The organism is Streptomyces saintjeani (assembly GCF_055409605.1).
Window position 1 is genome coordinate 3,302,769 of the sequence record NZ_CP189624.1, and the last position, 25,091, is coordinate 3,327,859.

Genomic DNA, 25,091 nt, shown 5'->3' on the forward strand with positions numbered 1-25,091 from the left:
CTGCCGTCGTACGTACCGAGTCAGTGAGGAGAACGTGATGTCTCGCATCGCGAAGACCGCGGCCGTAGTGCTCAGCACGTCCGCGGTGGTCATCGGCGGCGCCGGTCTGGCCATGGCGGACGCGGGCGCGCAGGGCGCGGCTGTCGGCTCGCCCGGCGTCCTGTCCGGCAACGTGGTCCAGGTTCCCGTCAACATCCCGGTGAACCTGTGCGGCAACACCGTGAACGTGATCGGTCTGCTGAACCCGGCCTTCGGCAACACCTGCGTGAACGACGGCCACGGCGGCCCGAAGCACGGCGGTGGCTACGGCGGCGGCTACGGCGGCTGACGCTCCGTCACCTTCCGTACCTGCGCGAGAGAACCCCGGCTCCTCCGAGCGCCGGGGTTTTCCCGTGTCCCCGACTCCCTTACGCGTAGCGGTAGATGCTGCTGACGTCCTCCAGCTGGTCCGGCGTCATGTCCCACGGCGGCAGCTTCTCGCCCCGGGCCACGATCCGCCCCCGCTGGTCCCCCGACTCGGGCTGTTTCGCGGGGAGATACCGGTGCTGCGCGTGCCGCTTCTGCCAGCGGTACCAGAGCAGGTCGACGAAGGCGTGGTGCAGCCAGAACACCGGGTCGTTGACGGAGGCGCCGCCCAGCATCACCCCGCCGACCCAGCGGTGCACGCGGTTGTGGTTGCGCCACGAGACGCTCCCCCGCCCGGTCCCCCACCCCTCCAGCTTGTTGCGGAACCCCTTGGTGACCGTCGAGTCCCAGGGCGCGGTGTCGTAGACGGGGTCCGACATCGCCCACTCCAGCTCGTCCTTCGTGGGCAGCTCGATGGGGTCGCGGGCCCGCCCGAGGTCGCGCGTGAGGAAGTCCTCGTCGGTGATGTTCTCGTGGAGCGTCCAGTTGCCCGACGCGTACGCGAACGGCCCTGTCGTCACCTGCCGGTCGCCGGGACGCCCGTTGCCGCCGAGCAGATCCGCCGTCCAGGGCGCCGACTTGGCGGTGCGGTCACGCGTCCAGTCCCAGTACGGCACGGTCACCGATTCGTCGACCTTGCGCAGCGCCCGCTCCAGCTCCAGCAGGAAGCGCCGGTGCCAGGGCAGGAAGGAGGGCGCCATGTGGGCCGTACGCAGGCCCTCTTCGCCGTCGGAGACGTAGAAATCGATGTGCATGCGCACGAACTCGTCGTACTCGCCCCGGCGTTTGACCTCCAGGAGCGCCTTCACGAAGCGCTTTCGCTCGGCCGCCGTGAGGGTGCTGACGTCTTTACGCGTGTAGGCCATGGTGTACCCCCGCCTCCCTGAGCTGTTCCCCGGGGCCGAGTTCGTCGACGGCGGCGCGCGCGGCCTCCAGCGGGGTGTCGTACGAGCGGTAGTGGTCGATCATGCTCAGCCAGGTGCCGTCGGCGCGGCGCATGAGGTGCAACGGCCGTCCGTCGACGGTGACGTGCCACGGGCCCTCGCCCGAGCGGCCGGTCCGCGCCGGCATGCCCTGGATGTGCCGCCCCCGGTACATCTGGTCGAACCCCGGCCCGGGGTCCGCGTTCCTGAACCCCCGCGAGGCGACGAGCAGCGGGGTGACGGCGGCGACCGCGCCCACCCCGATCAGTCCCCGCAGCAGCGCCCGCCGCCCGGGTCTCGCCACCGCCACCGAACCCCTGCCCACACCGACGACCGCCATGCCCGACTCCTCCTCCGGTTCCGTTGTCACAGCGGTAACCGCGAAGGGGGTCGGGGAGTCACGGCGTACGGCGGCCCGGGGCCGTCCACCGCCCCGGGCCGCCGCAGGAAAGTTGTGCAACCGGTTGCTACAGGCCCTCTCCCAGGCCCAGGTCGGCCGCCGGGACGGCCTGGAGCACGGGCGTCACGATGCCGGCCGCGGGCAGCTTCGGGTCCGGGAGGCCGAAGTTGTCGGGGTTCGGCGGGGTGAGGGGGAGGTCGAGGGTCGCGCCGGGGCCGAGCGCGCGGACGTCGTTCGCGGGGGCGTCCACGCCGACGTGGTCGAACTCGTCGCCGAGGACGCGCGGGAGCGGCGTACGCAGTCCGAGGCCGGGCAGGCCCGCGCCGACCGGGAGCTGGGGGAGCGCGCGGTCGGGGACGAGGCTGCCCTCGACGTACCGGGGGCCGTCGGGGGCGCCCGGCATCGGGAGCGGGAGCTCGCCGCCGACCTTCGGCAGTTCCATGCCCAGCGCCGTCTCGGCGCCCTCCAGCGGGACGGGCACGGGGACCGTCTCGGCCGCGACGGCGGGGGTCGCGACAGCGGCACCGGCGGCGGCCAGCAGCACGGCGGCGAGGGTTCCTCGGGTGGTGGACTTCATCTCGGGTACGGGCCTTTCGGATGTCGGGGGACGCGCTCTGCGTACGGGGTAACGAGCGGGGCGGACACCCGGGAAACGAAGCCGGTTCACAATTCCCCCGGACGCGGGAATCGAACGACTAAAGCGGCGTGGTCCTCACTCATAAGGGTGACGACCACGCCGCCAGGGGCGCGGGGAACTGCGCGACAAGCCACAACGAAAGCCGCAGACAGCAGACGGCGTGTCACGGCGCCCCGCGAAGCGCTATCGCAAGCTGCGCGCCGGCAGCACGATGTGGGCCGCCGCGTTCAGCGTCTCGTCGGCTCCCGCGAACGCGGCCAGCGCCTCCAGTTCGACGGGCTTGCCCGGCTCGGCCTCGGGCCAGGGGCGGGTGGTGAACACGAGGTAGGCGTACCCCCGGTGCTCGACGGCGGCCAGCCACTCCGGCGGCGGCACGCACTGCGCGTTGAGGCTCGGCATGTTCAGCACCGCCTGGCCGGACTCGACCAGCAGGCTGACCGGCAGGCTCGGCCGCTCGGTCCCGTCGACGAGGTCGCCGCCGACGGGCAGACCGTTGTCGGTCAGGAGCCGCTCGATGGCGCTCGCGGTCACCTCGGGCCCGTCGGCCGCGTCACCGAGGGAGTAGGCGAGCAGGTAGGGCATGTCACTGCCGTCGGGGGCCTCGCCGCTCCACGGCATCACGACCAGGGTGCCGAGGTCGGCGACACGGAAGGGGCGGGTTTCGCTAGTTGAGGTCACCGCGCGACCATAGCGGCGGCCGACGCCCCGTCAGAACGCGTCCTCACCCGAGCGGAGGACGCACGGTGGGCGCGCCACTCGTACGAGGGACGGGCGGGGTTCCAGGTCGACGCGCGAGGCCGGTCCCGTGGGTGACGGGACCGGCCTTCGGTGCGGCGCTCAGCCCTGGAGCGGCAGCCCGCCCAGCAGCGGGTTGTGCTGGTTGAGCGCGCCGGTCGCGCCCTTGATGGTGTTGAGCGGGGAGTCCGCGTTCTCGGTGTTGAGCGCGTCGGACTGGTGCTGGAGCGGCATCACGTCCTTCGCGGTGAGGTTCCCCGAGGTGAGCGTGTTCACCGCGCCGGTGAGGCTGGTGGGCGTGAGGTCGGCGGTGCTGTGCGCGAACGCGGGCGCGGCGGCGCCGGCGAGGGCAATGCTTCCGGCGACGACAGCGGCAGCCTTGAGCGACTTCATCGGGTTCCTTTCATCGGCGGCTGAGAGGGGGGTCGTCACAACACGACGCCGTGCCTAACGACTGCCTCGCGCGCCGGAAACCCCGGACGCAGAAAATTTCTGCACCCCGGCCGGATTCCCGCCTGGCGGGCGGGAAATCACCGGCTATTCCGGTGCTCCTCAATTACGGCTCGCACAGGGCGAGTTCACGAAGGAGGGGCGACCGGAAAGCCGTCGGCCGGGGTGCGGAAACCTTTTTCGGATTACGGCGGTCGCCGCGCCGTACCGGTGCTTACGGCAGCTGCGGCGCGGCTACGGGTAGCGGTGGCGTCGCCGGCAGCGCGGGGGCCGCGGGGAGGGCCGGCGTCGCCGGCAGCGCGGGCGCTGCGGGGACGGCCGCCGCCGGGTCGACCGGCAGGGCGGGCGCCGCCGGCAGCGCCGGGAGCGGCGGCAGCCCCGCCAGGCTCGGCGCGGGGAGGCCACCGCCGAGCAGGGTCGCCGCGACGAGGTTCACCAGCCCCAGCAGCGTGCCGGTCGCCGCGGGGACGACGCCGGCCAGGTCAGCGGACGTCGCCGCGGCGAGCAACTTCGCGACGGCGCCCTGGAGCGCGGCGAGCGCGTCACCCTGGAGGTCGGCCATCGCGGCCTTGCTCTCGCCTCTCGCGCCGGACTTGCCGTCGTCACTCACTGAACGTTCGTCGTCCGCGGCGGGTTCCCCGGCCTCGGCACCCGACTTCGCGGCCGGCAACGGCAGCGCCGGGGTGGCCGGCAGCGCGGGGGCCGCGGGGAGGGCCGGGGTCGCCGGGAGCGCCGGGGTCGCGGGCAGGGCGGGGGTCGCCGGAAGTCCCGCCGGGTCCGGTGCGGGAGGCACCGCCGGGGTCGCGGGCAGCGCCGGTGCGGCCGGGGTCGCGGGCGCCGCCGCGGTGATCTTCGCGACCGCCGCCTTGATCGCGTCGGACAGGGCGGCGGCCTTGTCCGGCGTCAACTGGCCGTCGGGGGCCGCGAGTACGGCGTTGATGAGGTCGGTGACGGGAGTGAGCAGGGAACCGAGGTCACCGAGGCTCTTGGTCTGGGCGAGCAGCGCGTCGGCGTTGGGGAGAGGCGCCCTGGACGCCGCGGTGCGCTCAGGGGCGAGGCCGTCCGCCGCGAACGCGGTGGGGGCGGCGACGCCGAGGACGAGGGAGGCGCACAGGGCGGTGGACGCGAGACGCCGTACGGGCAGACCACGCATGAGAATTCCTTTCGATTGCGTCAGGTCTTGAGCCCACCGTGCGAGTGACACCCACTCACCGCAACAGGTCAATCACGTGCCGCAACCGTTCGCACAACCGCATCACCCCAGGTCGGACGGGTCGTCAAGCGCCGTACGCCGTGTCGTGCGGACGACCGCCCATTCGGGGGAGCGGCACGCGGAACGGCCGCCCCCCTGGCTGGGGAGCGGCCGTCCGGCGAAGAGGCGCGTCAGTCGTTGACGCAGGTGTTGCCGAAGGCCGGGTTCAGCAGGCCGATGACGTCGACGGAGTTGCCGCAGACGTTGACCGGAACGTGCACGGGGACCTGGACGACGTTGCCCGACAGCACGCCCGGGGAGTGCTCGGCGACACCCTGCGCGCCACTGTCGGCGGCGGCGATGCCGGAGGCGCCGGCGACGGCCGCTACGGCAACGGTGGTGAGGGCCAGGCCCTTCGCGATACGCGACATGGAGAGGTGCTCCTTGGGGGGTTTTGACACGAACATCCGGGCGGAGATGCCCGGCGCTGTGTCAACGCGCGACACCCCGAGGGGTTGTGCGGCCAATGGGGTGATGCACAGCCGGTCCGACTTTCACCTTTCCGACACACTTGGCCGGTATCACCGTATTAGTCCGAATACGGTCTAGAGTTGCGGCCCATCCGACGCACCCCTATAAGCCAGCAAATCGCACTGCGGAATCACCCCGCAGATTCCCCGAAAGGGCCATGCCGGTCATGCGCACTCCCACGGCTCCGCTGCTGCGCCGCGCGACGGTGGGCGTCCTCGCCCTCGCCACCTTCTGGACCTCCCACTCGGCGCTCGCGGCCCCGCCCGCACCGCCCGCGCCGGCCGCCGCCGAGGCCCCCGCCCTCCCCTTCGCCGAGCGCTACCGCGCCACCCAGCACGGCGGCATCGTCCGCGCCGCGAACACCTCGATCAGCTGCCGCGCGGAGACCCCCGGCTGCACCGAGGCCCGTGACTCCCGACTCGCCGCGGCCAACAGCGACTTCGACATGTTCTACGTCGACGTCGACGACGACCCGAACACCTACAACTCCTCCCGCGCCGAGGTCCGCCTCCCGGAGGGCTCGCGCGTCACGTACGCCCGCCTCTACTGGGGCGGCAACCTGCGCGTCGGCGAGCAGAAGCCCCCGAAGGACAACGGCCGCGTCCTGATCGCCGAGCCCGGCGGCTCCTACAAGGCGCTCCTCGCCGACACGGTCGTGGGCCACCGGGTCGCGGGCGGCGCGGACGCCTTCCAGGCATCCGCGGACGTCACGAAGCTCGTCCGGGAGAGCGGCGAGGGGCTGTACACGGTCGCACAAGTCAACGTGGCGATGGGCAGGTCGGCGGCCGGCGCCTGGGGCGGGTGGACGCTCGTCGTGGCGTACGACAATCGGAACGAACCCCTCCGCCACCTCTCCCTCTGGGACGGCTTCGACACCCTGACCGGAAAGCGGGGGCACGAAGTGACACTCAAGGGGCGCGCGCTGGCGGCGCACGCGGGTGGGTACGCCGGGCTCGTGGCGTACGGCGGCGCCCCCGGCCGAACGGGTGACTCGCTCATGTTTTCGACGGGGAAGGGCCGCGAGACCCCGCTCGGGAACGCCGTCAATCCGGCCGGTGACGTACTGAACTCCACGATCAGCGAGCCGGGGGAGGCTCCGGCGGCGCGCGAACCGGCGTACGCCCGCACCCTCGGCTACGACTCCGACGTGTTCGATCTGAGCGAGGGTTTGCGGCGCGGCGGTGACCAGGCGGCCTTCCGTCTCGTTTCCTCCCGGGACGCGGCGTGGGCCGGCGCGATCTTCGTCGCCGTCGACGCCCGGCAGTAGTCAGGCGCGTTCCCGCCCGTCCCGAGCGTCGTCCGTGAGCGAGGAAACCGCGCCATGCACCAGTCGGTACCCGAAGCCGGTCCCCGGGTCCTGCACGTCACCCAGCCCGTGGACGGCGGAGTCGCCCGCGTCGTCACGGATCTGACGGCCCTTCAGCTCGCCGCCGGATGCCACGTCACGGTCGCCCTCCCCGACAGCCCCCTCGCCGCCGACCTGGCCGCGCTGGGGGCCGTCGTACGCCGCTGGGAGGCGGCCCGCGCGCCGGGGCCCTCGCTGGCCTCCGAGGTGCGGCGGCTCAGGGGTGTACTGCGGGACGTACGGCCCCAGTTGGTGCACGCGCACTCCGCGAAGGCCGGCCTCGCGGGGCGGCTCGCGGTGCGGGGGCGGGTGCCGACGGTGTTCCAGCCGCACGCCTGGTCGTTCGAGGCCGTCGACGGGACCATGGCCGCGCTCGCCCTCAACTGGGAGCGGTTCGGGACGCGTTGGGCGCACCGGCTGGTGTGCGTGAGCGAGGGCGAGCGGGCGGCGGGTGAGCGCGCCGGGATCGCCGGGCCGTATCAGGTGATCCCCAACGGCATCGACACCGGCCGCTTCCACCCCGCGCCCGTGGACACCGTCCGCGCCGCCCTCCTCCCGGACGCCGACCCGGCCGCGCCGCTCGTGGTGTGCGTGGGGCGGCTGTGCCGGCAGAAGGGCCAGGACGTGCTGCTCGCGGCGTGGGAGTCGGTCGTCCGGCAGGTACCGCGCGCACGCCTCGTGCTGGTCGGCGACGGCCCGGACCGGTCTCGACTCGCTCTGGAAGCACCGGAGTCAGTGCTGTTCGCCGGCGCGGTCGAGGACACCGTCCCCTGGTACCAGGCCGCCGATCTGGTCGTCCTGCCGTCCCGCTGGGAGGGCATGGCGCTCGCCCCGCTGGAGGCGCTGGCGTGCGGCCGGCCGGTGGTGGTGACCGACGTGGCCGGCGCCCGCGAGAGCCTGCCGCCCGCGCTCGCCGAAAGATGCCTGGTGCCGCCCGGGGAGCCCGCCGCGCTGGCGGGCGCGGTCACCGGCCTGCTGCTCGACCCCCTGCTGCGCGAGTCCCTCGGCTCCCGGGGCCGCCGGCACGTCCTGTCCACACACGACGTGCGGCGCAGCGCCGGGACGGTCGCGGAGCTGTACCGCGAACTCCTGGGCGGCGAGCGGCCGTTGCCGCGCGTCGAGCCCACCGAGTACAGGGAGTCCATCCCCTCGTGACCGCCGAAAGCACCGTCCCCTCCCCCGGTTCGCCCGTCTCCGTCATCCCGCGCCGCGACAGCGGTACGGGGTTCCGGTTCCCGGTACGGCGGCCCTCGGCGCGGCCCCTCTCGCCGCTGCCGCTGCTGCTGGCCGACTTCGCCGCCGTGGCCGCCGGTGTCCCCGCGCTCGCCGAGGCGCAGCGCCGTCCGTTGCTGGTCGGGGCGCTGGTGGCGGCGACGATACTCCTGCGGCCCCAGCGGGCGCGGCCCGTCGCGGGGGTGCTGGACGAACTCCCCGCCGTCTGCGGGCGGATCGCGGTCGCCTGGCTGCTGCTCGCCACCCTGGTCGCCGCGAACTCGCCGCTGGAAGCGCTGAGTTGGGGGACTCTCGGGTTCGGGTGCGCGGCGCAGGCGAGTGCCGCGTGCGCCGGGCGGTCACTGGTGCACCACCGGCGCCGGCGGCTGCTGGCCCGGCGTCCGCGTGCCGCGCTCGTCGTGGGTCCCGTCGCCACCGCGCAGAAGGTCGCCGCCGCCGTGCTGCGGCAGCCCCGGTGCGGGGTCGAGCCGGTCGGGATCGTCGCCGAACAGGGCGGCGGGGGCGGCGGGTTGCCGGTTCTGACGACCGGTCAGGACGTCCAGATGGCGGTCGTGCAGAACGGGGTGCGGGACGTCCTGTGCGTCGACCCGGCCGTACGGGCCAGGCAGGCGCCGTTGCTGCGGGCGCTCGCGGAGTCCGGGTGCGCGGTGTGGGAGGTGGACGCGGAGTCGCCGTCGTACGCCTCGCGCGACCAGCTCGCCGGGTACGCGCGCCGGCCGCTGGACCTCGGGCTGCGGCGGCGGGGAAGCGCCGGTAAACGGTTGCTGGATGTTGCTGTCTCCGGGGTTCTGCTGCTGCTGATCAGCCCGTTGCTGCTGGTGTGCGCGGTCGTGCTGCGGCTCACCGACGGGCCCGGGGTGGTGTTCCGGCAGGAGCGGATCGGGAAGGACGGGCGGCCGTTCACGCTGCTGAAGTTCCGCACGTACCGGCCCGCCGACGAGCACGAGTCCGCGACGCGGTGGAGTGTCGCCGGGGACCGCGAGATGAGCCCGTTCTGCCGGTTCCTGCGGCAGACCTCGCTGGACGAGCTGCTCCAGCTGTGGAACGTGTTGCGCGGGGACATGAGCCTCGTCGGGCCGCGTCCCGAACGGCCGTATTTCGTCGGGCAGTTCAGCCAGACCTACCCCGGTTACGCGGCCCGGCACCGGATGCGGGTCGGGATCACCGGGCTCGCCCAGATCAACGGGCTGCGCGGGGACACCTCGATCGAGGACCGGGCCCGCTTCGACAACGCCTACATCGACAACTGGTCGCTGTGGCAGGACGTCTGCATCCTGCTGCGCACCGCCGCCGCCTTCGTCCGTCCGACCGGGAGCTGACGCCGATGGCCCTCGCCCTGCCTCTCACGCCGCCCCGGTCCTGGTCGCCGGTCCTGCCGGTCGCCGCCGTGATCGCGCTCATCGCCCTGCCCGTCGCCCCCGGCGGCGAGGGGGGTGCGGGCCCGGCCGACGCGCTCTCCGCGCTCGTCGTCCTCTTCTGCGTCGTACGGCTGCTGCGGCAGCGGGCCCGGCCGCTGTCCCGGCGTGCTGCCGTGCTCTTCGCGATGCCGGTCTCGGGGCTCACGCTGGCCGCGCTGGGCGCGTCCTCCGCGAGCGCCGGGATGTCCGGGCTCGGGCGCTACCTCCAGATCTTCGTCCTCGTGCCGGCCGCCGTGCTGCTGCTGATCCGCGACGCCCGTGACTTCCGGCTCCTCGCCTGGTCCTTCGTCGGCCTCGCCGGGTGGCAAGGGGCCGTCGGGGTCCACCAGTTCGTCACTCATACCAGGGCGTCCTACCAGGGTGAGGAGATCCGGGCGGTCGGCACGTTCGGGCCGCAGGACGTCATGGGGATGGCGACGGTCGTGTCCTTCGGGCTGATCTGCGCGGTGGGGCTCGCGCTGGGGCGGTCGGTGCAACGGGAACGCATGATCGCGGCGGCCTGCGCGGGCGCGCTGCTGATCCCGCTGGCCCTGTCCTTCAGCCGGGGTGCCTGGATCGCCACGGCGCTCACGTGCTCGGTCCAGCTGGTGCTGGCGGGCCTGCGAAGGGCCTTGAAAGTTGGGGCGGTTGTCGCGGCCCTCGGCATCGTCCTCGTCGGGGGCCTCGGCATCGGCTCCGCCATGCTCCAGGAGCGCGTCAGCAGCATCACCCAAGTCACCGACACGCCGGACCAGTCCGTCACCGACCGCTACACGATGTGGGCGGCGGCGATCGGCATGTGGCGCGAACAGCCCCTGACGGGCGTCGGCTTGAAGGGGTTCCCCGAACACCGGGACGCGCACGCGTCGTTGGCGCTGTCTTCCGGGAGTGACACGGAGGGCGCGGGCTCGGCGTACGTGAAACAACCCCTGCTGTCCCCGCACAACATGTACTTGCTGATCCTCAGCGAACAGGGCCTGCTCGGCCTCCTGGCCCTGGCGGGCGGCTGGCTGGCCCTCCTGACCTGCGCACTCCGCAACCTCGCCCGTGAGCACAAGCGCCAACAGGGCTCCCTGGACTGCGCGTTGATCGCGTGCGGGCTGTCGGTGTGGCAGCTCACGGACTTCATGTACGCGGACATCGGGGGGCCGTCTACGGTGCTTACGGCGATCTGCGTGGGGTTGATCGCGTGGTGGGGGCTGGCCGGCAAGTCCGAGGGGGCCAGCGCCCGATGACGGTGCCCGCTTCCCGAACACCTCGAACGGACGGCCCGGCGCAGGAGGTTGCGCCGGGGCCGTCCTCGGGGGTGTCCGGAACACTGGACACGGATGCCGGGCCCCGGGAGAAGACCGGGGGCCGAGAGGGCGCTCGGGCGCCGTCCGGCGCGCAGACGCAAGCGGATGCCGGCGCCGCGTTGGAAATGGAACGGCGACGCGGGGCCGCTGCGTGGGCAGGGGCTGGGGACGTGCCGCAAGCCGGACCACTGGACGAGGCCACCGCGCAACCGGAGGCCGGGCTGCGGGGCGAGTTCGGTGGGCCGCGCTGTGCCGTTCCCGGAGGTGCGCAGCGGGACGGCGGCGGCGCGGGTTCCGGCGTCGATCGCCTCCGGAGGTCCGTCGTACCCCTTGCCGCCAAGCCGCTCCCCGACCCCCCGGCCGACGCCCCCCACCCGTCCCCTGCCCCCGCCGAACCCTCCCACCCCACCGGCAAGTTCCTCGCCAAGGCCGCCGTCCTCACCGCGGCCCTTTCCATCGCCGGGTCCCTTCTCGGGCTCGTCCGTGACCAAGCCCTCGCCCGGCTCTTCGGGGCCGGGCAGGAGACCGACGCCTTCCTCGTCGCCTGGACCGTCCCGGAGTTCGCGGCGACGCTGCTCATCGAGGACGGGATGGCGTTCGCCCTCATCCCGGCGTTCAGCATGGCCCTCGCACGGAAGGCGCAGGGAGCCTCCGGGGACCCCGTACGGGCGCTGGTCGCCGGGACCCTGCCGAAGCTGGCGCTCGCGTTCATGGCCGTCGGAGCGCTCGTCATCGGGCTGGCACCCCAAGTCGTCGAGGCGCTCGCGCCCGGCCTGTCCAACCCCCAACTCGCCGTCGACTGCACCCGGTTGACGGCGACCTGCGTCGTCAGCTTCGGCCTCGCCGGGTATTGCAGCGCCGCATTGAGGGCGCACCGCACGTTCGGCGCCCCCGCCGCGATCTACGTCGCGTACAACACCGGCATCATCGCGGGGATGTTCGTGCTGGGCGGGCACTGGGGGGTGCGGTCGGCGGCGGCCGGGGTCGCGGTCGGCGGCGTACTGATGGTCCTCGTGCAACTGCCCGCGCTGCTCAAGCAGTTGACCACCAAAGCCGCCGTACAGGGCAAGCGCGGCGACCAGGAACCCCAGGCACTCGACACGGCCCTCCTTGCGACCGTCCTGCTGTTCGCGCTCTGCCGGCAATCGCAGGTTCTGATCGAGCGGTTCCTCGCCTCCCGCCTCCCCGAGGGCGCCATCTCGCATCTCAACTACGCCCAGAAGGTGGCGCAGATGCCGATGCTGCTGTCGATGATGCTGATCACGGTGACGTTCCCGGTGGTCGCGAGGGCGCTCGCGGAGGGGGACACCGAGCGGGCGCGCAAGCGGGTGGAGAGCGACCTCGCGCTGGCGACGTGCGTCGTCCTCCTCGGTACGGCGGCCATCGTCGCCTGCGCCCCGCAGATCATCCAACTCCTGTTCCAGAAGGGCGCGTTCACTCCGGAGGACACCGCGGCGACCGCAAAGGTGATGCGCGTGTACGCGCTGGGCCTGCTGGGCCAGACCCTCACCGGCGTCCTCGTGCGCTCGTACTTCTCGGCGGGCCGCCCGAGCTGGTACCCGGTGGGTGCGATGGCCACGGGGATCGTGGTGACGTCGTGGATCGGCGCGCTCAGCGTGGGGAGCCTGGGGGTCACCGGCATCGCCGTGGCGAACGCGGCCGGTATCTCGGTGACCGCGCTGGTGCTGCTCGCCGGGCTGGGCCCGAAGAGTGTCCCGGTCCATGTCCGGGGCGTGCTGCACGAGTTGAGCCGGCCGCTGCGGGCCGCGCTGGTCGCGACGGTCCTCGGCGCGTACGCGGCGGGCCATGTCGCCGGGGGGCCGATCGCGGGGGCGTTCGCCGGGGGGCTGACCGTGACCGCCGTCTTCCTCGTCCTCGGCTGGGCGCTGGACGCCCAGGGGGTCGAGCCCGTCCTCAGCTCCGTCCGTTCCGCATCCCGAAGGCTGGCAGCCCATGTCCGTTCCCGTTGAGACCAGAAGCAGACGCCAGGCACCCAACTCCCTTCCCTGGGTGGCGATGTACCACTCGGTGGGCGACTGCTCCGACGACCCGTACCGCATCACCGTCACCCCGCAGCGCCTCGCCGCGCAGCTCGCCTGGTTCGCGCGCGGCGGCCTGCGGGGCGTCTCCATGGCCGAACTGCTCGCGGCCCCCGACCGTGCGGGCCTGATCGGCCTCACCTTCGACGACGGCTACACGGACTTCGTCACGGGCGCGCTCCCCGTCCTGCGCGCGCACGGCATGAACGCGACCCTCTTCGTCCTCCCCGGCCGCCTCGGCGGCGACAACGCCTGGGATCCACTGGGCCCCCGCAAGCCCCTCCTCACGGCGGACGGCATCCGCGAGGCGGCGGCACAAGGCGTAGAAATCGGTTCCCACGGCCTTACCCACGTCGACCTCACGAAGGCCGACGACGAGACGCTCACGGCAGAAACGACAGAAAGCCGTTACCTCCTCCAAGATCTCCTGAAAACCGACGTAACCGGTTTCTGCTACCCGTACGGCACGATCGACGAGCGCGCCATGACGGCCGTGCGCGACGCCGGTTACGCCTACGCCTGCGCGATCGACCCCGGCCCCCTGAACGGTGTCCACGCCCTCCCCCGCGTGCACATCGGCCAGAACGACACCGCCGCCCGCCTCTTCCTCAAGCACCGCCTGCACAGGCTGCGCCGGCGTCCGGTGGAGGGTCTGCGGTGAGGGCGCTGCACATCATCACGGGCCTGGGCACGGGCGGCGCCGAGCAGCAACTCCGGCTGCTGATCCGGCATTTGCCGGTCGAGTGCGACGTGGTGACGCTCACCAACCCGGGCGCGGTCGCCGACGGCCTGATCGCGGACGGGGTCCGGGTCACGCACCTCGGCATGTCCGGCAACCGCGACCTGGGCGCGCTGCCCCGTCTGGTGAGGCACATCAGGTCCGGCGGCTACGACCTCGTCCACACCCACCTGTACCGCGCCTGTGTGTACGGCCGCCTCGCGGCGCGCCTCGCGGGGGTGCGGGCGATCGTCGCGACCGAACACTCCCTGGGCGACGCGCAGATGGAGGGCCGCAGCCTCACCCAGGGGGTGCGCGCCCTGTACCTGGCGAGCGAGCGGCTGGGGAGTTCGACGGTCGCCGTCTCCCCCACGGTCGCCGACCGCCTGCGCCGCTGGGGCGTGCCCGCGCCGCGCATCGAGGTCGTCCCGAACGGCATCGACCTGGACCGTTTCCGCTTCGACCCGGTGGCCCGCCACCGCACGCGCCGCCGTCTTGGCCTGCCCGAGGACGCGTACGTGATCGGTGGCATCGGCCGCCTGAGCGCCGGGAAACGTTTCGACGTCCTGATCGAGGCCCTGGCTCAACTCCCGGACGACCACTGGCTGTTGCTGGTCGGCGGCGGCCCCGAGGAGAGCGTCCTGCGGCGGACCGCGCACGAAGCCGGCGTCGCCGACCGGGTGTTGTTCACCGGCGAGCGCCCGTACGTCCCGGACGGCTCCCCCGGCCCCGACCTGCCGTCGCTGACCTCGGCGATGGACGTCCTGGCGTCCCCCTCGCCGGACGAGGCGTTCGGCCTGGCGGCCGTGGAGGCGCTCGCCGCCGGGCTGCCGGTGCGGTACGCGTCGTGCCCGGCGATCGAGGACCTGCCGGGGCAGGCGCCGGACGCCCGCCAAGTGCCGTGCGGCGCCAAGGAGTTCGCCAACTCCCTGCGCAGACCCTCGACTTGCGGCCCGCGCACCCCGCCCGAGGCCGCCCGCCACTACGACATCGCCCGCAGCGCCGCACGCCTCATGGACGTCTACACGGCCACCCTCTCCGTCCCGTCACCCCAGAAAGCCACCGCCACATGACCGAGAACACCTCTCGCCGCCCAGCCCTCCTCACCCGCGCCAAGGCCCTCCCGCCCTGGACCCTGCTCGCCGCCGGCGCCCTCGCCGGGGGCCTGGCGGGCGGCGCGTACGGCGCGCTGGAGCCGCCCGTCTACACGGCGACCGCGTACGTCGTCGCCGTCCCCGCCGAGAAGTCCGACCCGTCCTCCGCGCTGGGCTTCGCGCAGGCGTACGGCCGGGTCGCGACCCAGCTCGCGGTGCTCGGCGACGCCCAGGTGTGGGCCGGGGTGCCGGTGGACACGCTCCGCAAGAGCGTGCAGACGGCGACCTCGCCGGACGCGCCGATGGTGTCGATCACCGCGACCTCGGGGCGCGCCGACCTCGCCGCCGACATGGCGAACGCGGTGTCGCGGGCGCTGACCCAGCACGCGAAGGGCAGCGAGAAGACGACGAACGTCGAACTCCAGCAGTTCGCGCGGGCGTTGAAGCCGACCGACCCGTCCTCGCAGTCCCCGGCGGTCACCGGCCTGGTCGGCGCGAGCGCGGGCGGACTGCTGGGCGGGCTGGTGCTGCTGGTCCGCCCGAAGCGGAACTCCAGGGCGGTGACGCGGACTTCGGCCGACAAGCGCGCCCCGGAAGAGACGCGGACCACCGAGGAGACCAAGGCGGCTCCCGTCCCCGGCCCGGCTCTCGCCGCCGACGTCCACGGGGCGCGATGAACACCGAACTGGTCGCGGACGAGGGTGAGTTCGCGGCCCTCGCCGCCGACTGGGCCGACCTGTACGGGCGTTGTGCGACGGCGACGCCGTTCCAGAGCCACGCCTGGCTGCACTCCTGGTGGCTGTCCTACGGCAGGCGCGGCCGGCTGCGCCTGCTCCTGGTGCGCGACAGGGGCGGTCGGCTCATCGCCGCCGCGCCCCTGATGGCCGTACGCAGTCCGTTCCCCTCGCTGGTGCCGCTGGGCGGGGCGATCTCCGACTACGGGGACGTCCTGGTCGACGACGAGCGCGCGGAGGAGGCCGTCGCCGCGCTCACCGAGGGGCTCGCGGCGGCGGCGCGGACCGCTCTGATCGACTTCCGCGAGGTGCGGCCGGGGGGTGCCGTCGAGCAGGTGTACGAGCACTGGCGGGGCCCTCGGCGGCGGGTCGGCGACTCGGTGTGCCTGGAGCTGCCCGCCGTACCGATGGAGGAGCTGGTCGCGCGGCTGCCGTCGGCGAAGGCGCAGCGGGTGCGGGCCAAGCTGCGCAAGCTGACCTCGCTCGGGGTGGAGCGCAGCGTCGTACCGGCCGACGACGTGGACTCGGCGCTGCGGCGTCTGCTCGACCTGCATCAACTCCAGTGGCAGGGCCGGAAGGTGACGTCCGAGCATCTCCAACAGCGGTTCTGCGAGCACCTGGTGAGGTCGGTCGGGCCGATGGTGCGGTCGGGGGACGCGGTGGTGACCGAGTTCCGGCTCGACGACGACGTCGTGGCCGTCGATCTCACGCTGCTGTCCCGGGAGTTGGCCGGTGGCTACCTGTACGGGGCGCATCCGCGGCTGCGGGAGCGGAAGGCGGATGTCGCGGTGATGCTGCTGGACGCGTGCGCCGAGCACGCCCGCCAGCGGCCCCGGGGAGCCTTGAGCCTGCTGCGTGGGAACGAGCCGTACAAGCACCACTGGCGGCCCGAACCCGTCGTCAACCAGCGGCTGTTGCTCGCCCGGCGGCGCACCGCGCCGTTGCTGTCGGCGGCGCTGTGCGACGTGGCGGCCCGGCGGCACGGCAAGGAATTACTGCACCGCTGGGAGTCCTTCAGGGAGCGGTCCGGTGGCGGCGGGACCTGAGCGTGCGGGCCCGCCGCCACCGGCCGGGTCACCGGTTGCGGGAGAACCAGTCGAACTTGAGGCAGAGCTTCCCGCCGAGCCAGTGCTCGACCCAGCCGCCGAGGTCAACCGGCGAGCACTCCGGCTGGGGTTGGGGCTGCGGCAACGGGACCGGTACCGGTTCCACCGGAGGCGTCGGGTCGACCGGCGGCACGACCGGCGGCTCCACCGGGGTGACCGGCTCGTCCGTCCGGCCGGACAGCATCGACCGGTAGACCTCGGAGGAGCGCGGGTTCGATCCGCACTGCCACACGCCGTGCGGGCAGTAGTCGGTGACGGTGTTGTACAGCGGTTTGTGCTCGTCCATCCAGGCGAGCATGCGCCGCATGTACTCCGGGTTGTCGCCGTTGCGGAAGAGCCCCCATTCCGGATAGGAGATGGCCTTGTTGTGGGATTTCGCGAAATCGACGTGGCTCTGAAGGCCGTAGGGCTCCGTCACCTGTTCGTCGAACGTCCGGCCGGTCGGCTGGTCGTACGAGTCCATTCCGACGATGTCGACCGTGTCGTCACCGGGATAGCACTCGGTCCACGGAACGGCGTCCCGGCCCCGGCTCGGGGTGAAGTCGAACTTGAACCGCTGGCCCGGCACCGAACGCATGGTGGTGACGATCCTGTTCCAGTACGTCTTCCATGCCTGCGGGTCCGGGCCGCAACGATGGGTGTACGTCGTGCCGTTCATCTCCCAGCCGAGCACGATGACCGTGTCCGGCACCTTCAGGGCGACGAGGCGTTCGGCGAGGGCCTTGTAGTGGTGGTCGAACTGCCCGGCGGCGCCCTGCCGCAGCAGCCGGCGCACCTCGGAGTCGGAGACGCCCTCCTCGTTGCGCTCCAGCATCGGCACGTTGAGGACGAACAGCCGGTCGTCCTTCTCGCGCCGCCAGTCCGCCCACACGTCGAGGAAGCCGGGGGCTCCCTCGATGTTGCTCCACCGGTCGCCCGGCAGGTAGGTGTGGCCGACCTTCAGCTCCGACCCGCCGAGCCAGCGGCTCAGCTCGGCCATCCGGGACACGCCCCGGGGGCCGTAGTCGAGGTAGGCACCGAAGGCGGGGTACTTCTTGGCGGGGGTCGCCGGGTCCCTCGGAGGTACTACGGGGTCTACGGGGCCTACGGGTACTACGGGCGCGGGGGCCGGGGCCGGCTCCTCGGCGGGGGCCGGCTCGCCGTCGTCCCCCCACCACCCGTCGTGCCACCGGCCGCTCTCCCACCACGCGGGAGCGGGAGGATCGGCGCGTTGCACCACCCCCGCACTCGCGGCGAAACCAGGACCGGAGGCCAGGGCGGCCGATACGACGACTGCCGTCGCGACAACGGCCAGCCGACGGGACCGGGTACGTCGCTTTCGTGGGGCCATGCCTGCTCCTTTCTCCACTCTCACGCGTGATGACCGCACCATTCGCGCGTTATGACAGCGTCAGGAATTCCTGACAGACAGTCACATATAAGTCATACGAAAAGGAAGTACGCCACCGCCGTTACGGCTTTCGAGTGATCCGCTCGTCCGCACCGGTGAACGAACCGAAGGAATGCCCGTGCCCCTGCTCGACACCCGCGTCCCCGCAGTGCTGCTGCGGATCGACCGGAATCCCTTTCACCACGGAACGCTGGGTGCCGTGCGCTCGCTCGGCCGCGCCGGGGTCGAGGTCCACCTCGTCGCGGACGTGACGGGGAGCCCCGTACGCCACTCCCGGTTCGTACGGCAGCTGCATCCGCCGCCGCTGCCCGGGGCCGCCGACGCGGAGATCGCGGCCGTGCTGCTGCGGGTCGCCGCGCGCGTGGAGCGGCCCGCCGTGCTGATCCCGATGGACGACGCGGGCGCGGTCGCGGTGAGCCGGCTGCGCGAGGAGCTGGCGCCGGCGTACCTGCTGCCGCAGCAGCCCGGCGAGCTGCCGCAGCGGGTCGCGGACAAGGCCGAGCTGGCGGGGCTGTGCCGGGCGGCGGGCGTCCCGCATCCCGAGACGGTCGTCCCGGAGAGCGAGTCGCAGGCGGCGCAGGCCGCGTGGCGGCTGGGCCTGCCGGTGATCGCGAAGTGGAGCCGCCCGTGGCTGCTGCCCGGCGGCAGCGGACTGCGCAGCACGGTCGTCCTGCGCTCCACGCAGGAGGCGCGCGAGCTGTACCTCCGTACGGAGGAAGCCGGCTGCCCCCTGCTGCTGCAAGAGTTCCTGGCGCCCGGCGCGGGGCTGGACTGGTTCTTCCACGGGTACGCCGACCGCGCCGGAGCCGTCCGCGCGGGCGGGCCCGGCCGCAAGCTGCTGTCCTGGCCGCGCGGCGCCGGGCTCACGGCCGTCGGCGAGTGGGTCCCGAACGCCACGGTGACCTCGCTCGCCGAGCGCCTCACCGGCGACCTCGGCTACCGGGGCATCCTCGACCTCGACTTCCGCCGCTGCGCCGCCACCGGCCGCTACCACCTCCTCGACTTCAACCCCCGCCCCGGCGCCCAGTTCCGCCTCTTCACGGACGCGGCGGGCCTCGACGTCGTCCGCGCCCAGCACCTCGACCTCACCCACCGCCCCCTCCCGCCGGGCGCCCCCCGCCCCGGCCGCGCCTTCGTCGTCGAGAACTACGCCCCCCTCACCGCCCTGCGCCCCGCCCCGCACGGCCGCGAACTCGCCTGGTACGCCGCCGACGACCCCACGCCGGGCCACACGATGTGGGGCCTGTGGTGCCGCCACGTCGCGACACGGGTCGCCCAGCGGCTGCGACGGACGGGTATCGGGTCCGGCGGTACGGGGGGTACGGGGGTACGACCCCGGGTGGTACGGCAGTCGCCCTCACCGCCGGTATCCCGTACCGGGCTACCTCAGGGTGACAGCCGTCCGGCGTCACTCCCAGGTCTCACGGGTACGACGGCCTCCCCCACGGCCTCCCCCGCGATCTCCCCTTCGGCTTCCCCCCACACCTCTCCGATCACTCCCCCGAACACTCCTCCGACCGACGACTCGAAAGCGAGCAGTTGCTGATGTTCGACCTGCTGGTGGTGGGTGCCGGCCCGTACGGCCTGTCCATCGCGTCCCACGCCGCGTCCGCCGGGCTGAGCCTGCGCGTCTTCGGCCGGCCCATGGCGTCCTGGCGAGACCACATGCCGCGCGGCATGTTCCTCAAGTCGGAGCCGTGGGCGTCCAACCTGTCCGACCCCGCCGCGCGCTGGCGCCTCGACGCGTACTGCGAGACGCGCGGCGTCTCCGCGCGCCACGGCGAGCCGATCCCGGTGGAGGTGTTCGCCGAGTACGGCCTGTGGTTCGCCCGCAACGCCGTCCCCGAGGTGGACGAGCGGACCATCGTCCGGATCTCCCCGCACCCCGGCGGCTTCGAGGCGGTGACCGACGACGGGGAGACCGTCCACGCCCGCACGGTCGCCCTCGCGGTCGGCGTCATGCCGTTCGTGGAGATCCCCTCCGCGCTGCACGGCGTCTCCCCCGACCTCGTCACCCACAGCAGCCACCACAGCAGCCTCGACCGCTTCCGGGACCGCGACGTCACCGTCATCGGCGGCGGCCAGGCGGCCCTGGAGACCGCCGCACTCCTCGCCGAACAGGGCACGAAGGTACGGGTGTTGGCGCGCGCGGAGCGGCTCGACTGGAACGACGTCCCGCCGCCCTGGGAGCGGCCCTGGTGGCAGTCCCTGCGCTCACCGCACAGCGGGCTGGGCTGCGGATGGCGGAACTGGTTCTACTCCGAGCGGGCCGGGTGGTACCGGCGCCTGCCGGAGGAGACACGGGCCCGGATCGCCGCCGACGCCCTTGGCCCCGCCGGGGCTTGGTGGGTACGGGACCGGGTGGAGGGGATGGTGGAAGTACTGCTGGGGCACGAAGTGACGGCGGCGGAAGGGGAGTTGACGAACTCGGCCGCCGACAAGGGCGCTTCCGCGCCGGGCAAGGGCAAGTCAGGGCCCGGCAAGGGCAAATCGGCCTCAGCCAAGGGGCGTTCGACGTCCGGTAAGCCCCAGCCCGGCACCGAGAAGCTCAAGCTGGAGATCACCGACTCCGTCGGCCGCGCCCGCTCCATCGAGACCGACCACGTCATCTCCGCCACCGGCTTCAAGGCCACCCGCGACCGACTCGCCCTCCTCTCCCCCGAGTTGCGCGGAGCCCTCGCCGCCGTGGCCGACGGATCCCCCTCCGTGGGACGGGAGTTCGAGTCCTCCTGGCCCGGCCTCTTCATGGCCGGCCTCGTCACCGCCTCCGGCTTCGGCCCCGCGATGCGCTTCGTGCACGGCGCGACGTTCACGTCCGGCACGCTGGTACGAGGCGTACGCCGCCGCCTGCGCACCGGGGTGCCCGGCGGGGCGATCCCGGCGCCGGGGCGGAGCGGGGAACGGGGCACGGCGGACACCGTACGGCGTTGACCGCGAGATCGGTTGATCCCGGAGTCAGCTGATCCCAGGGCCAGTTGACCCACAAACGCGGGTGCCGGCCGCTTCCAGGAGCGTCCGGCACCAAGGCGTGTGCGAAGGGTTCGTCACCGACGGGAAGCGGCCCTGCCACGTCGGTAGAGAACGGCGCCGCCCGCGATCATCGCGGCGCTGAAACCCGCGGCGGCGAGCAGGTCGCTCGTACCGGTGTGGGCCAGGACCGGCGGCTTGGCGGGGGGCTGGTCGTTACCCATGGGGGGCTGGTTGGTGCCGGTCGGCGGCTGGTTGGTGCCCGTGGGGGGCTGGTCGTTGCCGGTCGGGGGCTGGTCATTGCCGCCGGGAGGCTGATCGTTGCCCGTCGGGGGCTGATCGTTCCCGCCAGGGGGCTGGTCATTGCCGGTGGGAGGCTGGTCGCCACCACCGGGGGGCTGGTCGTTGCCCGTCGGGGGCTGGTCGCCACCACCGGGCGGCTGGTCATTGCCGCCGGGCGGCTGCTCGCCACCACCGGGAGGCTGCTCGCACGTCTCCCCGTTGGAATCCGGCCCACCGATCACATCCCCGGGGCTGTCGCACTCCTCCCCGCCCCCGGGCGGCTGATCGTTGCCGGTCGGCGGCTGGTCACCCCCACCCGGAGGCTGGTCACCCCCGCCCGGCGGCTGGTCATGGCCCGACGGAGGCTGGTCCCCGCCGCCCGGCGGCTGCCCGGTCCCGTACCCCGAGTCGTCGTCCCAGTCGCCGGCCCCGTACCCGTGATCGTCGCCGTAGGACCCGTACCCCCCGTACGACTCGTCGTCATCGTCCGCCCCGTACCCGGCATACTTCTGAGCCACCTCCGAAGAGGACCCGCAGGAGTTGCCGAAGGTCGGGTTGAACCCGGCCGCCGCGTCGGCCGTGTTGCCGCACGCGTTGACCGGAACGTCGACAGGGACCTCGACGTTGTTGCCGGACAGGACGCCGGGCGAGCCGGCCGTGGTGCCGCTGGTGTGCGAGTCGGCGAACGCCGGGCTGCCGCACAGGGACAGAATGCTCGTCGCGGCAGCCGCCGCGACCATTCCCCTGCTCAGGGTCTGTCGCAATCTCGTTGTCTTCCTGCTCGAACTGCCATGAATGCTGGACTCGGCGTGAACGGACCTCGACGGCGGCCACGACTGGCGCGGGAGTGCCGAAGGCCGGCCTCGGAACGTTGGGCAGGTGTCCAAGGCCGGCCTTCGACCAAGCCGTTCAGCCTGGTATGACGCGAACGTCAGTCGTTGACGCAGGTGTTGCCGAACGCCGGGTTCAGCAGCCCGATCACGTTGACCGTGTTGCCGCAGACGTTGACCGGGACGTGGACCGGGATCTGGACGACGTTGCCGGAGAGGACACCCGGCGAACCGATGGCCGCACCCTCGGCGCCCGCGTCAGCGAAGGCCGGAACCGCACCGCCGAGGGCCAGTACCAGACCCGCGATGACAGCAGCGCTCTTCTTCATGTCTATCCCTTCTCCGTGGTCATGCCTCCCATGACCTACAGGCTGCAAACGAGAGATAGACAGCGAAAGAAACTGAGCAACATGGGCCGAACGGGAATTCACTCGAACGCATTCATATAATCAGCAGTTTGGCGTGACAGAACGATTCTTCACAGGAAAGCAAAGCGAATTGACGGCGTGTCACAAAAAAACGCCCGGACGGCCCACACAGAGCGGACCGCCCGGACGCGACACACCGGCGGACGTCAGCCGTTGGAGACGCCGTTGCCCGACAGAGCGGAGATGTCGCTCGCGAGGTGCGACAGCGGCTCGTCGCCCTTGGCCTGCGTCGAGTTCTCGGCGCACTGCTGGTTCTGCGGGGCCGACAGGATCGGGATGTCCTGGACGGCGATCGGCACCACGCCGACGACGGAACCGACGTTGGCCTTCAGCGGCACGCCGGCGCAGAGCTTGTTGACCGAGCCCTGGACCAGGGTGGCCTGGGGGCTCATGTCGCCCTTGGTCACCGAGTTGCCGAACGCGGACTGCGCGCCGTTGCCGCTGGCCGAGGTGGTCCCGCTGTCGTCCCCGATGGCAAGCGCCTGGGGGGCCACCGCCGCGCCAGCGCCGACGACGGACGCGGCTACCGCCGCCACGGCCATTGCCTTCTTCAGCATTTCGCTCTCTTCTCTTTCCCGATCCCGGCCGTGGAGCCGGGACCTTGTGCCTGCCCCCGACACAACAGCGGACGCGGGAATTGGTTGCGGCACATCACCCGATCGGTTTTCCGACACGCCGGTCTTGAGCCGTACGGGTGAATGGGGGAAACCGACGGGCCCCTTCGTCGGTTGATCAGCACGCTCCGGTGGACGGGGTGTCTCCAGAAGGGATTTATTCACGTGATCAAGAAGGTACTCGCCGCTGCCGCTGTCGCCGCGTCCGTCGTCGGCGCGGGCGCCGGCCCGGCCCTCGCCATCGGCAACGACCACGGCACGACCTCCGCGAGCGGCAACGGCGCCTCTCAGGCGTTCGGCAACTCGGCGACCTACGGCAACATGAGCCCGCAGATGGCGCTGATCCAGGGTTCGCTCAACAAGCCCTGCATCGGCCTGCCGGCCAAGGTCAACGCCGGTTCGATCGTCGGCCTCGTGCCGATCGCGGTCCAGGACATCAACGTCCTGTCCTCCCCGCAGAACCAGCAGTGTGTCGAGAACTCGACGCAGGCCAAGGGCGACGAGCCGCTGTCGCACATCCTCGACGACATCTCGGTCCTCGCGGGCAACGGCGCGGCCAACCACTGAGCCGTCGAACGGGTTCACTTCGCTGAGCCCAGGGGTTGATTTCCGCCCCGTCGCAGCGGGCCGCCGGTTCACCGGCGGCCCGTTCTGTCTACGGTGCCCGGCGTGACGAGCGACAGAGCATCGACCCCAGCCGAGAGAAACCTTTCGCCACTCCTACGACCGTCCCGGCGCCGTCTCTTGACCGCGCGCCCGGGTGTGCGCCGCCTGGCCCTCCCCGCCGTCGTCCTCACCACGGCAGGCGCCCTGCTCACCGGCGCCGCCCTCCCCGCCGCGCACTCCGCCCCTCGCCGCCCCCTGAACATCCTCGTCCTGGGCACCGACGAGCGGGACACCATCACGGCCGCCGAGAAGCGCCGCTTCCACGCGGGCGGCGAGCCCTGCGGCTGCTCCGACGCGATGATGCTGGTGCACCTCTCGGCCCGCCGGGACCGGATCAGCGTCGTCGGCCTGCCCCGCGACTCCTTCGCGACGATCCCGGCGTACCGCGACGACGCGGGCCGCACCCGCCGCGCGCACCCCGCGAAGCTCAACTCCGCCTACCAGGAAGGCGGTCCGGAGCTGGCGGTGAAGACCGTGGCGGCGATGACGGGCGTACGGATCGACAAGTACCTCCAGGTGGACTTCCGGCGCTTCATGGACACCGTGAACCAGGTCGGCGGCGTCGAGGTGTGCACGCCCCGGCGGCTCAGGGACTCCGCGACCAAGATGGACCTGCGGCCCGGCAAGCACCGGCTGCGCGGTGGTCCGGCGCTCCAGTACGTACGTTCGCGGCACTTCGACAGCAGCGCCGACCTCGGCCGTATCCAGCGTCAACAGCGGTTCCTCGTCCAGGCGTTGCGCGGACTCCAGGCGCGCAGGCTGCTCGCCGACCCGGTGCGTACCGTCAAGTGGGCGCGGACGCTGCTCGGTTCGGGGCCGCAGGGGTTCGGGGTGAGTGAACTCGTGCGGCTGGCCGGGGAGTTGCGCAAGCTGCCGGTGGGGGCGACGGAGTTCACGACCGTGCCGATCGCCGGGTTCAACCCCGTACGCAGGGACGTCGGTTCGACGCTCGGGTGGGACAGGGGGAAGGCGCGGGCGGTGTTCTCGAAGGTCGCCAGGGACCAGCCGCTGCTGGTGAAGCGGGCGAACCCCCGGCCGAAGGATCCGCCGAGCCTGCTGGGGGCGCCGGTGCCGGTGCGCGGGAGCGCGTACAGCTGCGAGTAGTGAACAGGCGCTGCGCGCTGCGCCGAACGGGTCATCCTGCGCAACCTTCGACGGGGGTCGGCAGTTCTCGATCACGCAGCTCCTCCCCCGGAGTCCGCTTTTCGAAGGGAACAAGAACCATGAAGAAGCTGTGGGCAACCGCCGCTGTAGCCGCGTCCGTAGCCGGTATCGCGGCCGGTGCCGCGCCCCAGGCGCTGGCCATCGGTGACGACAGCGGTACCACGTCCGCCAGCGGCAACGGTGCCTCGCAGGAGTTCGGCAACTCCGCCACCTTCGGCGACATGAGCCCGCAGCTCTCGCTGGTCCAGGGCTCGCTCAACAAGCCCTGCGTCGGCCTGCCGGCGAAGATCAACGCCGGTTCGATCGTCGGCCTCGTGCCGATCGCCGTCCAGGACATCAACGTCCTGTCGGCGCCGCAGAACCAGCAGTGCGTGGAGAACTCGACGCAGGCCAAGGGCGACGAGCCGCTGTCGCACATCCTCGACGACATCTCCGCCCTGTCGGGCAACGGCGCGGCCAACGGCTGAGCCGTACCGCTCCTCGTCGTACGGCGGGTCACCGGTCTTCCCGGTGGCC

Annotated in this window: 26 protein-coding genes; 15 read left to right on the forward strand and 11 right to left on the reverse strand. The window is 72.5% G+C overall.

Annotation, left to right across the window (positions count from 1 at the left end; genetic code table 11):
- Window positions 1–37: 37 nt before the first annotated feature.
- Window positions 38–328 (forward strand): chaplin, encoded by a 291-nt coding sequence (locus tag ACQCO7_RS14710; protein ID WP_409115984.1) that lies wholly within the window; start codon window positions 38–40, stop codon window positions 326–328.
- Between the two features lie 79 nt (window positions 329–407).
- On the opposite strand, the gene ACQCO7_RS14715 is transcribed toward ACQCO7_RS14710, so the two are convergent.
- The 7 genes from ACQCO7_RS14715 to ACQCO7_RS14745 all read right to left on the reverse strand — a co-directional run bounded on the left by ACQCO7_RS14715 (window position 408) and on the right by ACQCO7_RS14745 (window position 5,173).
- Entirely contained in the window at window positions 408–1,271 is an 864-nt protein-coding gene (locus ACQCO7_RS14715; RefSeq protein ID WP_464072261.1) for a tyrosinase family protein, read from the reverse strand.
- On the reverse strand, window positions 1,255–1,668 hold the full coding sequence (locus tag ACQCO7_RS14720; RefSeq protein ID WP_464072262.1) for a tyrosinase family oxidase copper chaperone: 414 nt from the start codon (window positions 1,666–1,668) through the stop codon (window positions 1,255–1,257). Before ACQCO7_RS14720 ends, ACQCO7_RS14715 begins: the two co-directional genes overlap by 17 nt.
- 127 nt (window positions 1,669–1,795) lie before the next feature.
- Complete coding sequence (locus ACQCO7_RS14725; RefSeq protein ID WP_464072263.1) at window positions 1,796–2,305, reverse strand: hypothetical protein; 510 nt, start codon at window positions 2,303–2,305, stop codon at window positions 1,796–1,798.
- A gap of 243 nt (window positions 2,306–2,548) precedes the next feature.
- The gene (locus tag ACQCO7_RS14730) at window positions 2,549–3,043 is read right to left on the reverse strand and encodes a DUF5949 family protein (RefSeq protein ID WP_055718218.1); all 495 of its coding nucleotides are present in this window, start codon (window positions 3,041–3,043) and stop codon (window positions 2,549–2,551) included.
- Window positions 3,044–3,202: 159 nt separating this feature from the next.
- A complete protein-coding gene (locus ACQCO7_RS14735) occupies window positions 3,203–3,493 on the reverse strand; it encodes a hypothetical protein (RefSeq protein WP_010358350.1) in 291 nt (96 codons plus the stop codon).
- A 271-nt stretch (window positions 3,494–3,764) separates the two neighbouring features.
- Complete coding sequence (locus ACQCO7_RS14740; protein WP_464072264.1) at window positions 3,765–4,703, reverse strand: hypothetical protein; 939 nt, start codon at window positions 4,701–4,703, stop codon at window positions 3,765–3,767.
- A 230-nt stretch (window positions 4,704–4,933) separates the two neighbouring features.
- The gene (locus tag ACQCO7_RS14745) at window positions 4,934–5,173 is read right to left on the reverse strand and encodes a chaplin (protein ID WP_050371008.1); all 240 of its coding nucleotides are present in this window, start codon (window positions 5,171–5,173) and stop codon (window positions 4,934–4,936) included.
- 266 nt (window positions 5,174–5,439) lie between these two features.
- Here ACQCO7_RS14745 and ACQCO7_RS14750 point away from each other — a divergent pair, with 266 nt between their 5' ends.
- The 9 genes from ACQCO7_RS14750 to ACQCO7_RS14790 all read left to right on the forward strand — a co-directional run bounded on the left by ACQCO7_RS14750 (window position 5,440) and on the right by ACQCO7_RS14790 (window position 16,174).
- The gene (locus ACQCO7_RS14750; RefSeq protein WP_464072265.1) at window positions 5,440–6,540 is read left to right on the forward strand and encodes a DUF3344 domain-containing protein; all 1,101 of its coding nucleotides are present in this window, start codon (window positions 5,440–5,442) and stop codon (window positions 6,538–6,540) included.
- 54 nt (window positions 6,541–6,594) lie between these two features.
- The gene (locus tag ACQCO7_RS14755) at window positions 6,595–7,773 is read left to right on the forward strand and encodes a glycosyltransferase (RefSeq protein WP_464072266.1); all 1,179 of its coding nucleotides are present in this window, start codon (window positions 6,595–6,597) and stop codon (window positions 7,771–7,773) included.
- Window positions 7,770–9,170 (forward strand): exopolysaccharide biosynthesis polyprenyl glycosylphosphotransferase, encoded by a 1,401-nt coding sequence (locus ACQCO7_RS14760; protein WP_464072267.1) that lies wholly within the window; start codon window positions 7,770–7,772, stop codon window positions 9,168–9,170. The genes ACQCO7_RS14755 and ACQCO7_RS14760 overlap by 4 nt, the downstream gene beginning before the upstream one ends.
- A gap of 5 nt (window positions 9,171–9,175) precedes the next feature.
- Entirely contained in the window at window positions 9,176–10,483 is a 1,308-nt protein-coding gene (locus ACQCO7_RS14765; RefSeq protein ID WP_464072268.1) for an O-antigen ligase family protein, read from the forward strand.
- Window positions 10,484–10,668: 185 nt separating this feature from the next.
- Window positions 10,669–12,513: a murein biosynthesis integral membrane protein MurJ gene (gene murJ, locus ACQCO7_RS14770; RefSeq protein WP_464072269.1), complete on the forward strand. Its 1,845-nt coding sequence runs from the start codon at window positions 10,669–10,671 to the stop codon at window positions 12,511–12,513.
- Window positions 12,497–13,243: a polysaccharide deacetylase family protein gene (locus ACQCO7_RS14775; protein WP_464072270.1), complete on the forward strand. Its 747-nt coding sequence runs from the start codon at window positions 12,497–12,499 to the stop codon at window positions 13,241–13,243. The genes murJ and ACQCO7_RS14775 overlap by 17 nt, the downstream gene beginning before the upstream one ends.
- Entirely contained in the window at window positions 13,240–14,373 is a 1,134-nt protein-coding gene (locus ACQCO7_RS14780; protein ID WP_464072271.1) for a glycosyltransferase, read from the forward strand. The genes ACQCO7_RS14775 and ACQCO7_RS14780 overlap by 4 nt, the downstream gene beginning before the upstream one ends.
- Window positions 14,370–15,071, forward strand: a complete 702-nt coding sequence (locus tag ACQCO7_RS14785) for a YveK family protein (protein WP_464072272.1) — start codon at window positions 14,370–14,372, stop codon at window positions 15,069–15,071. Before ACQCO7_RS14780 ends, ACQCO7_RS14785 begins: the two co-directional genes overlap by 4 nt.
- Window positions 15,068–16,174 (forward strand): GNAT family N-acetyltransferase, encoded by a 1,107-nt coding sequence (locus ACQCO7_RS14790; RefSeq protein ID WP_464072273.1) that lies wholly within the window; start codon window positions 15,068–15,070, stop codon window positions 16,172–16,174. The genes ACQCO7_RS14785 and ACQCO7_RS14790 overlap by 4 nt, the downstream gene beginning before the upstream one ends.
- A 28-nt stretch (window positions 16,175–16,202) precedes the next feature.
- Here ACQCO7_RS14790 and ACQCO7_RS14795 read toward each other — a convergent pair whose 3' ends face one another.
- Window positions 16,203–17,564, reverse strand: coding sequence for a glycoside hydrolase family 26 protein (locus ACQCO7_RS14795; protein WP_464072274.1), 1,362 nt, complete (start codon window positions 17,562–17,564; stop codon window positions 16,203–16,205).
- A gap of 172 nt (window positions 17,565–17,736) precedes the next feature.
- Here ACQCO7_RS14795 and ACQCO7_RS14800 point away from each other — a divergent pair, with 172 nt between their 5' ends.
- Window positions 17,737–19,170 carry a carboxylate--amine ligase gene (locus ACQCO7_RS14800; protein WP_464072275.1) on the forward strand — a complete coding sequence of 478 codons (1,434 nt, stop codon included), beginning with the start codon at window positions 17,737–17,739 and terminating at the stop codon, window positions 19,168–19,170.
- Entirely contained in the window at window positions 19,170–20,555 is a 1,386-nt protein-coding gene (locus ACQCO7_RS14805; RefSeq protein ID WP_464072276.1) for an NAD(P)-binding domain-containing protein, read from the forward strand. Before ACQCO7_RS14800 ends, ACQCO7_RS14805 begins: the two co-directional genes overlap by 1 nt.
- 113 nt (window positions 20,556–20,668) lie before the next feature.
- On the opposite strand, the gene ACQCO7_RS14810 is transcribed toward ACQCO7_RS14805, so the two are convergent.
- The 3 genes from ACQCO7_RS14810 to ACQCO7_RS14820 all read right to left on the reverse strand — a co-directional run bounded on the left by ACQCO7_RS14810 (window position 20,669) and on the right by ACQCO7_RS14820 (window position 22,688).
- Window positions 20,669–21,637 carry a chaplin gene (locus ACQCO7_RS14810; protein WP_464072277.1) on the reverse strand — a complete coding sequence of 323 codons (969 nt, stop codon included), beginning with the start codon at window positions 21,635–21,637 and terminating at the stop codon, window positions 20,669–20,671.
- Window positions 21,638–21,804: 167 nt separating this feature from the next.
- Entirely contained in the window at window positions 21,805–22,032 is a 228-nt protein-coding gene (locus ACQCO7_RS14815) for a chaplin (protein ID WP_050371019.1), read from the reverse strand.
- A gap of 245 nt (window positions 22,033–22,277) precedes the next feature.
- Entirely contained in the window at window positions 22,278–22,688 is a 411-nt protein-coding gene (locus ACQCO7_RS14820; RefSeq protein ID WP_464072278.1) for a rodlin, read from the reverse strand.
- Window positions 22,689–22,910: 222 nt separating this feature from the next.
- Here ACQCO7_RS14820 and ACQCO7_RS14825 point away from each other — a divergent pair, with 222 nt between their 5' ends.
- The 3 genes from ACQCO7_RS14825 (at window position 22,911) to ACQCO7_RS14835 (ending at window position 25,042) form a co-directional block, all read left to right on the forward strand.
- On the forward strand, window positions 22,911–23,312 hold the full coding sequence (locus tag ACQCO7_RS14825) for a rodlin (RefSeq protein WP_055722897.1): 402 nt from the start codon (window positions 22,911–22,913) through the stop codon (window positions 23,310–23,312).
- Window positions 23,313–23,489: 177 nt separating this feature from the next.
- Window positions 23,490–24,515: an LCP family protein gene (locus ACQCO7_RS14830; protein ID WP_464072279.1), complete on the forward strand. Its 1,026-nt coding sequence runs from the start codon at window positions 23,490–23,492 to the stop codon at window positions 24,513–24,515.
- Window positions 24,516–24,634: 119 nt separating this feature from the next.
- Window positions 24,635–25,042, forward strand: coding sequence for a rodlin (locus ACQCO7_RS14835; RefSeq protein ID WP_355865340.1), 408 nt, complete (start codon window positions 24,635–24,637; stop codon window positions 25,040–25,042).
- The last annotated feature ends 49 nt before the right edge of the window (window positions 25,043–25,091 follow it).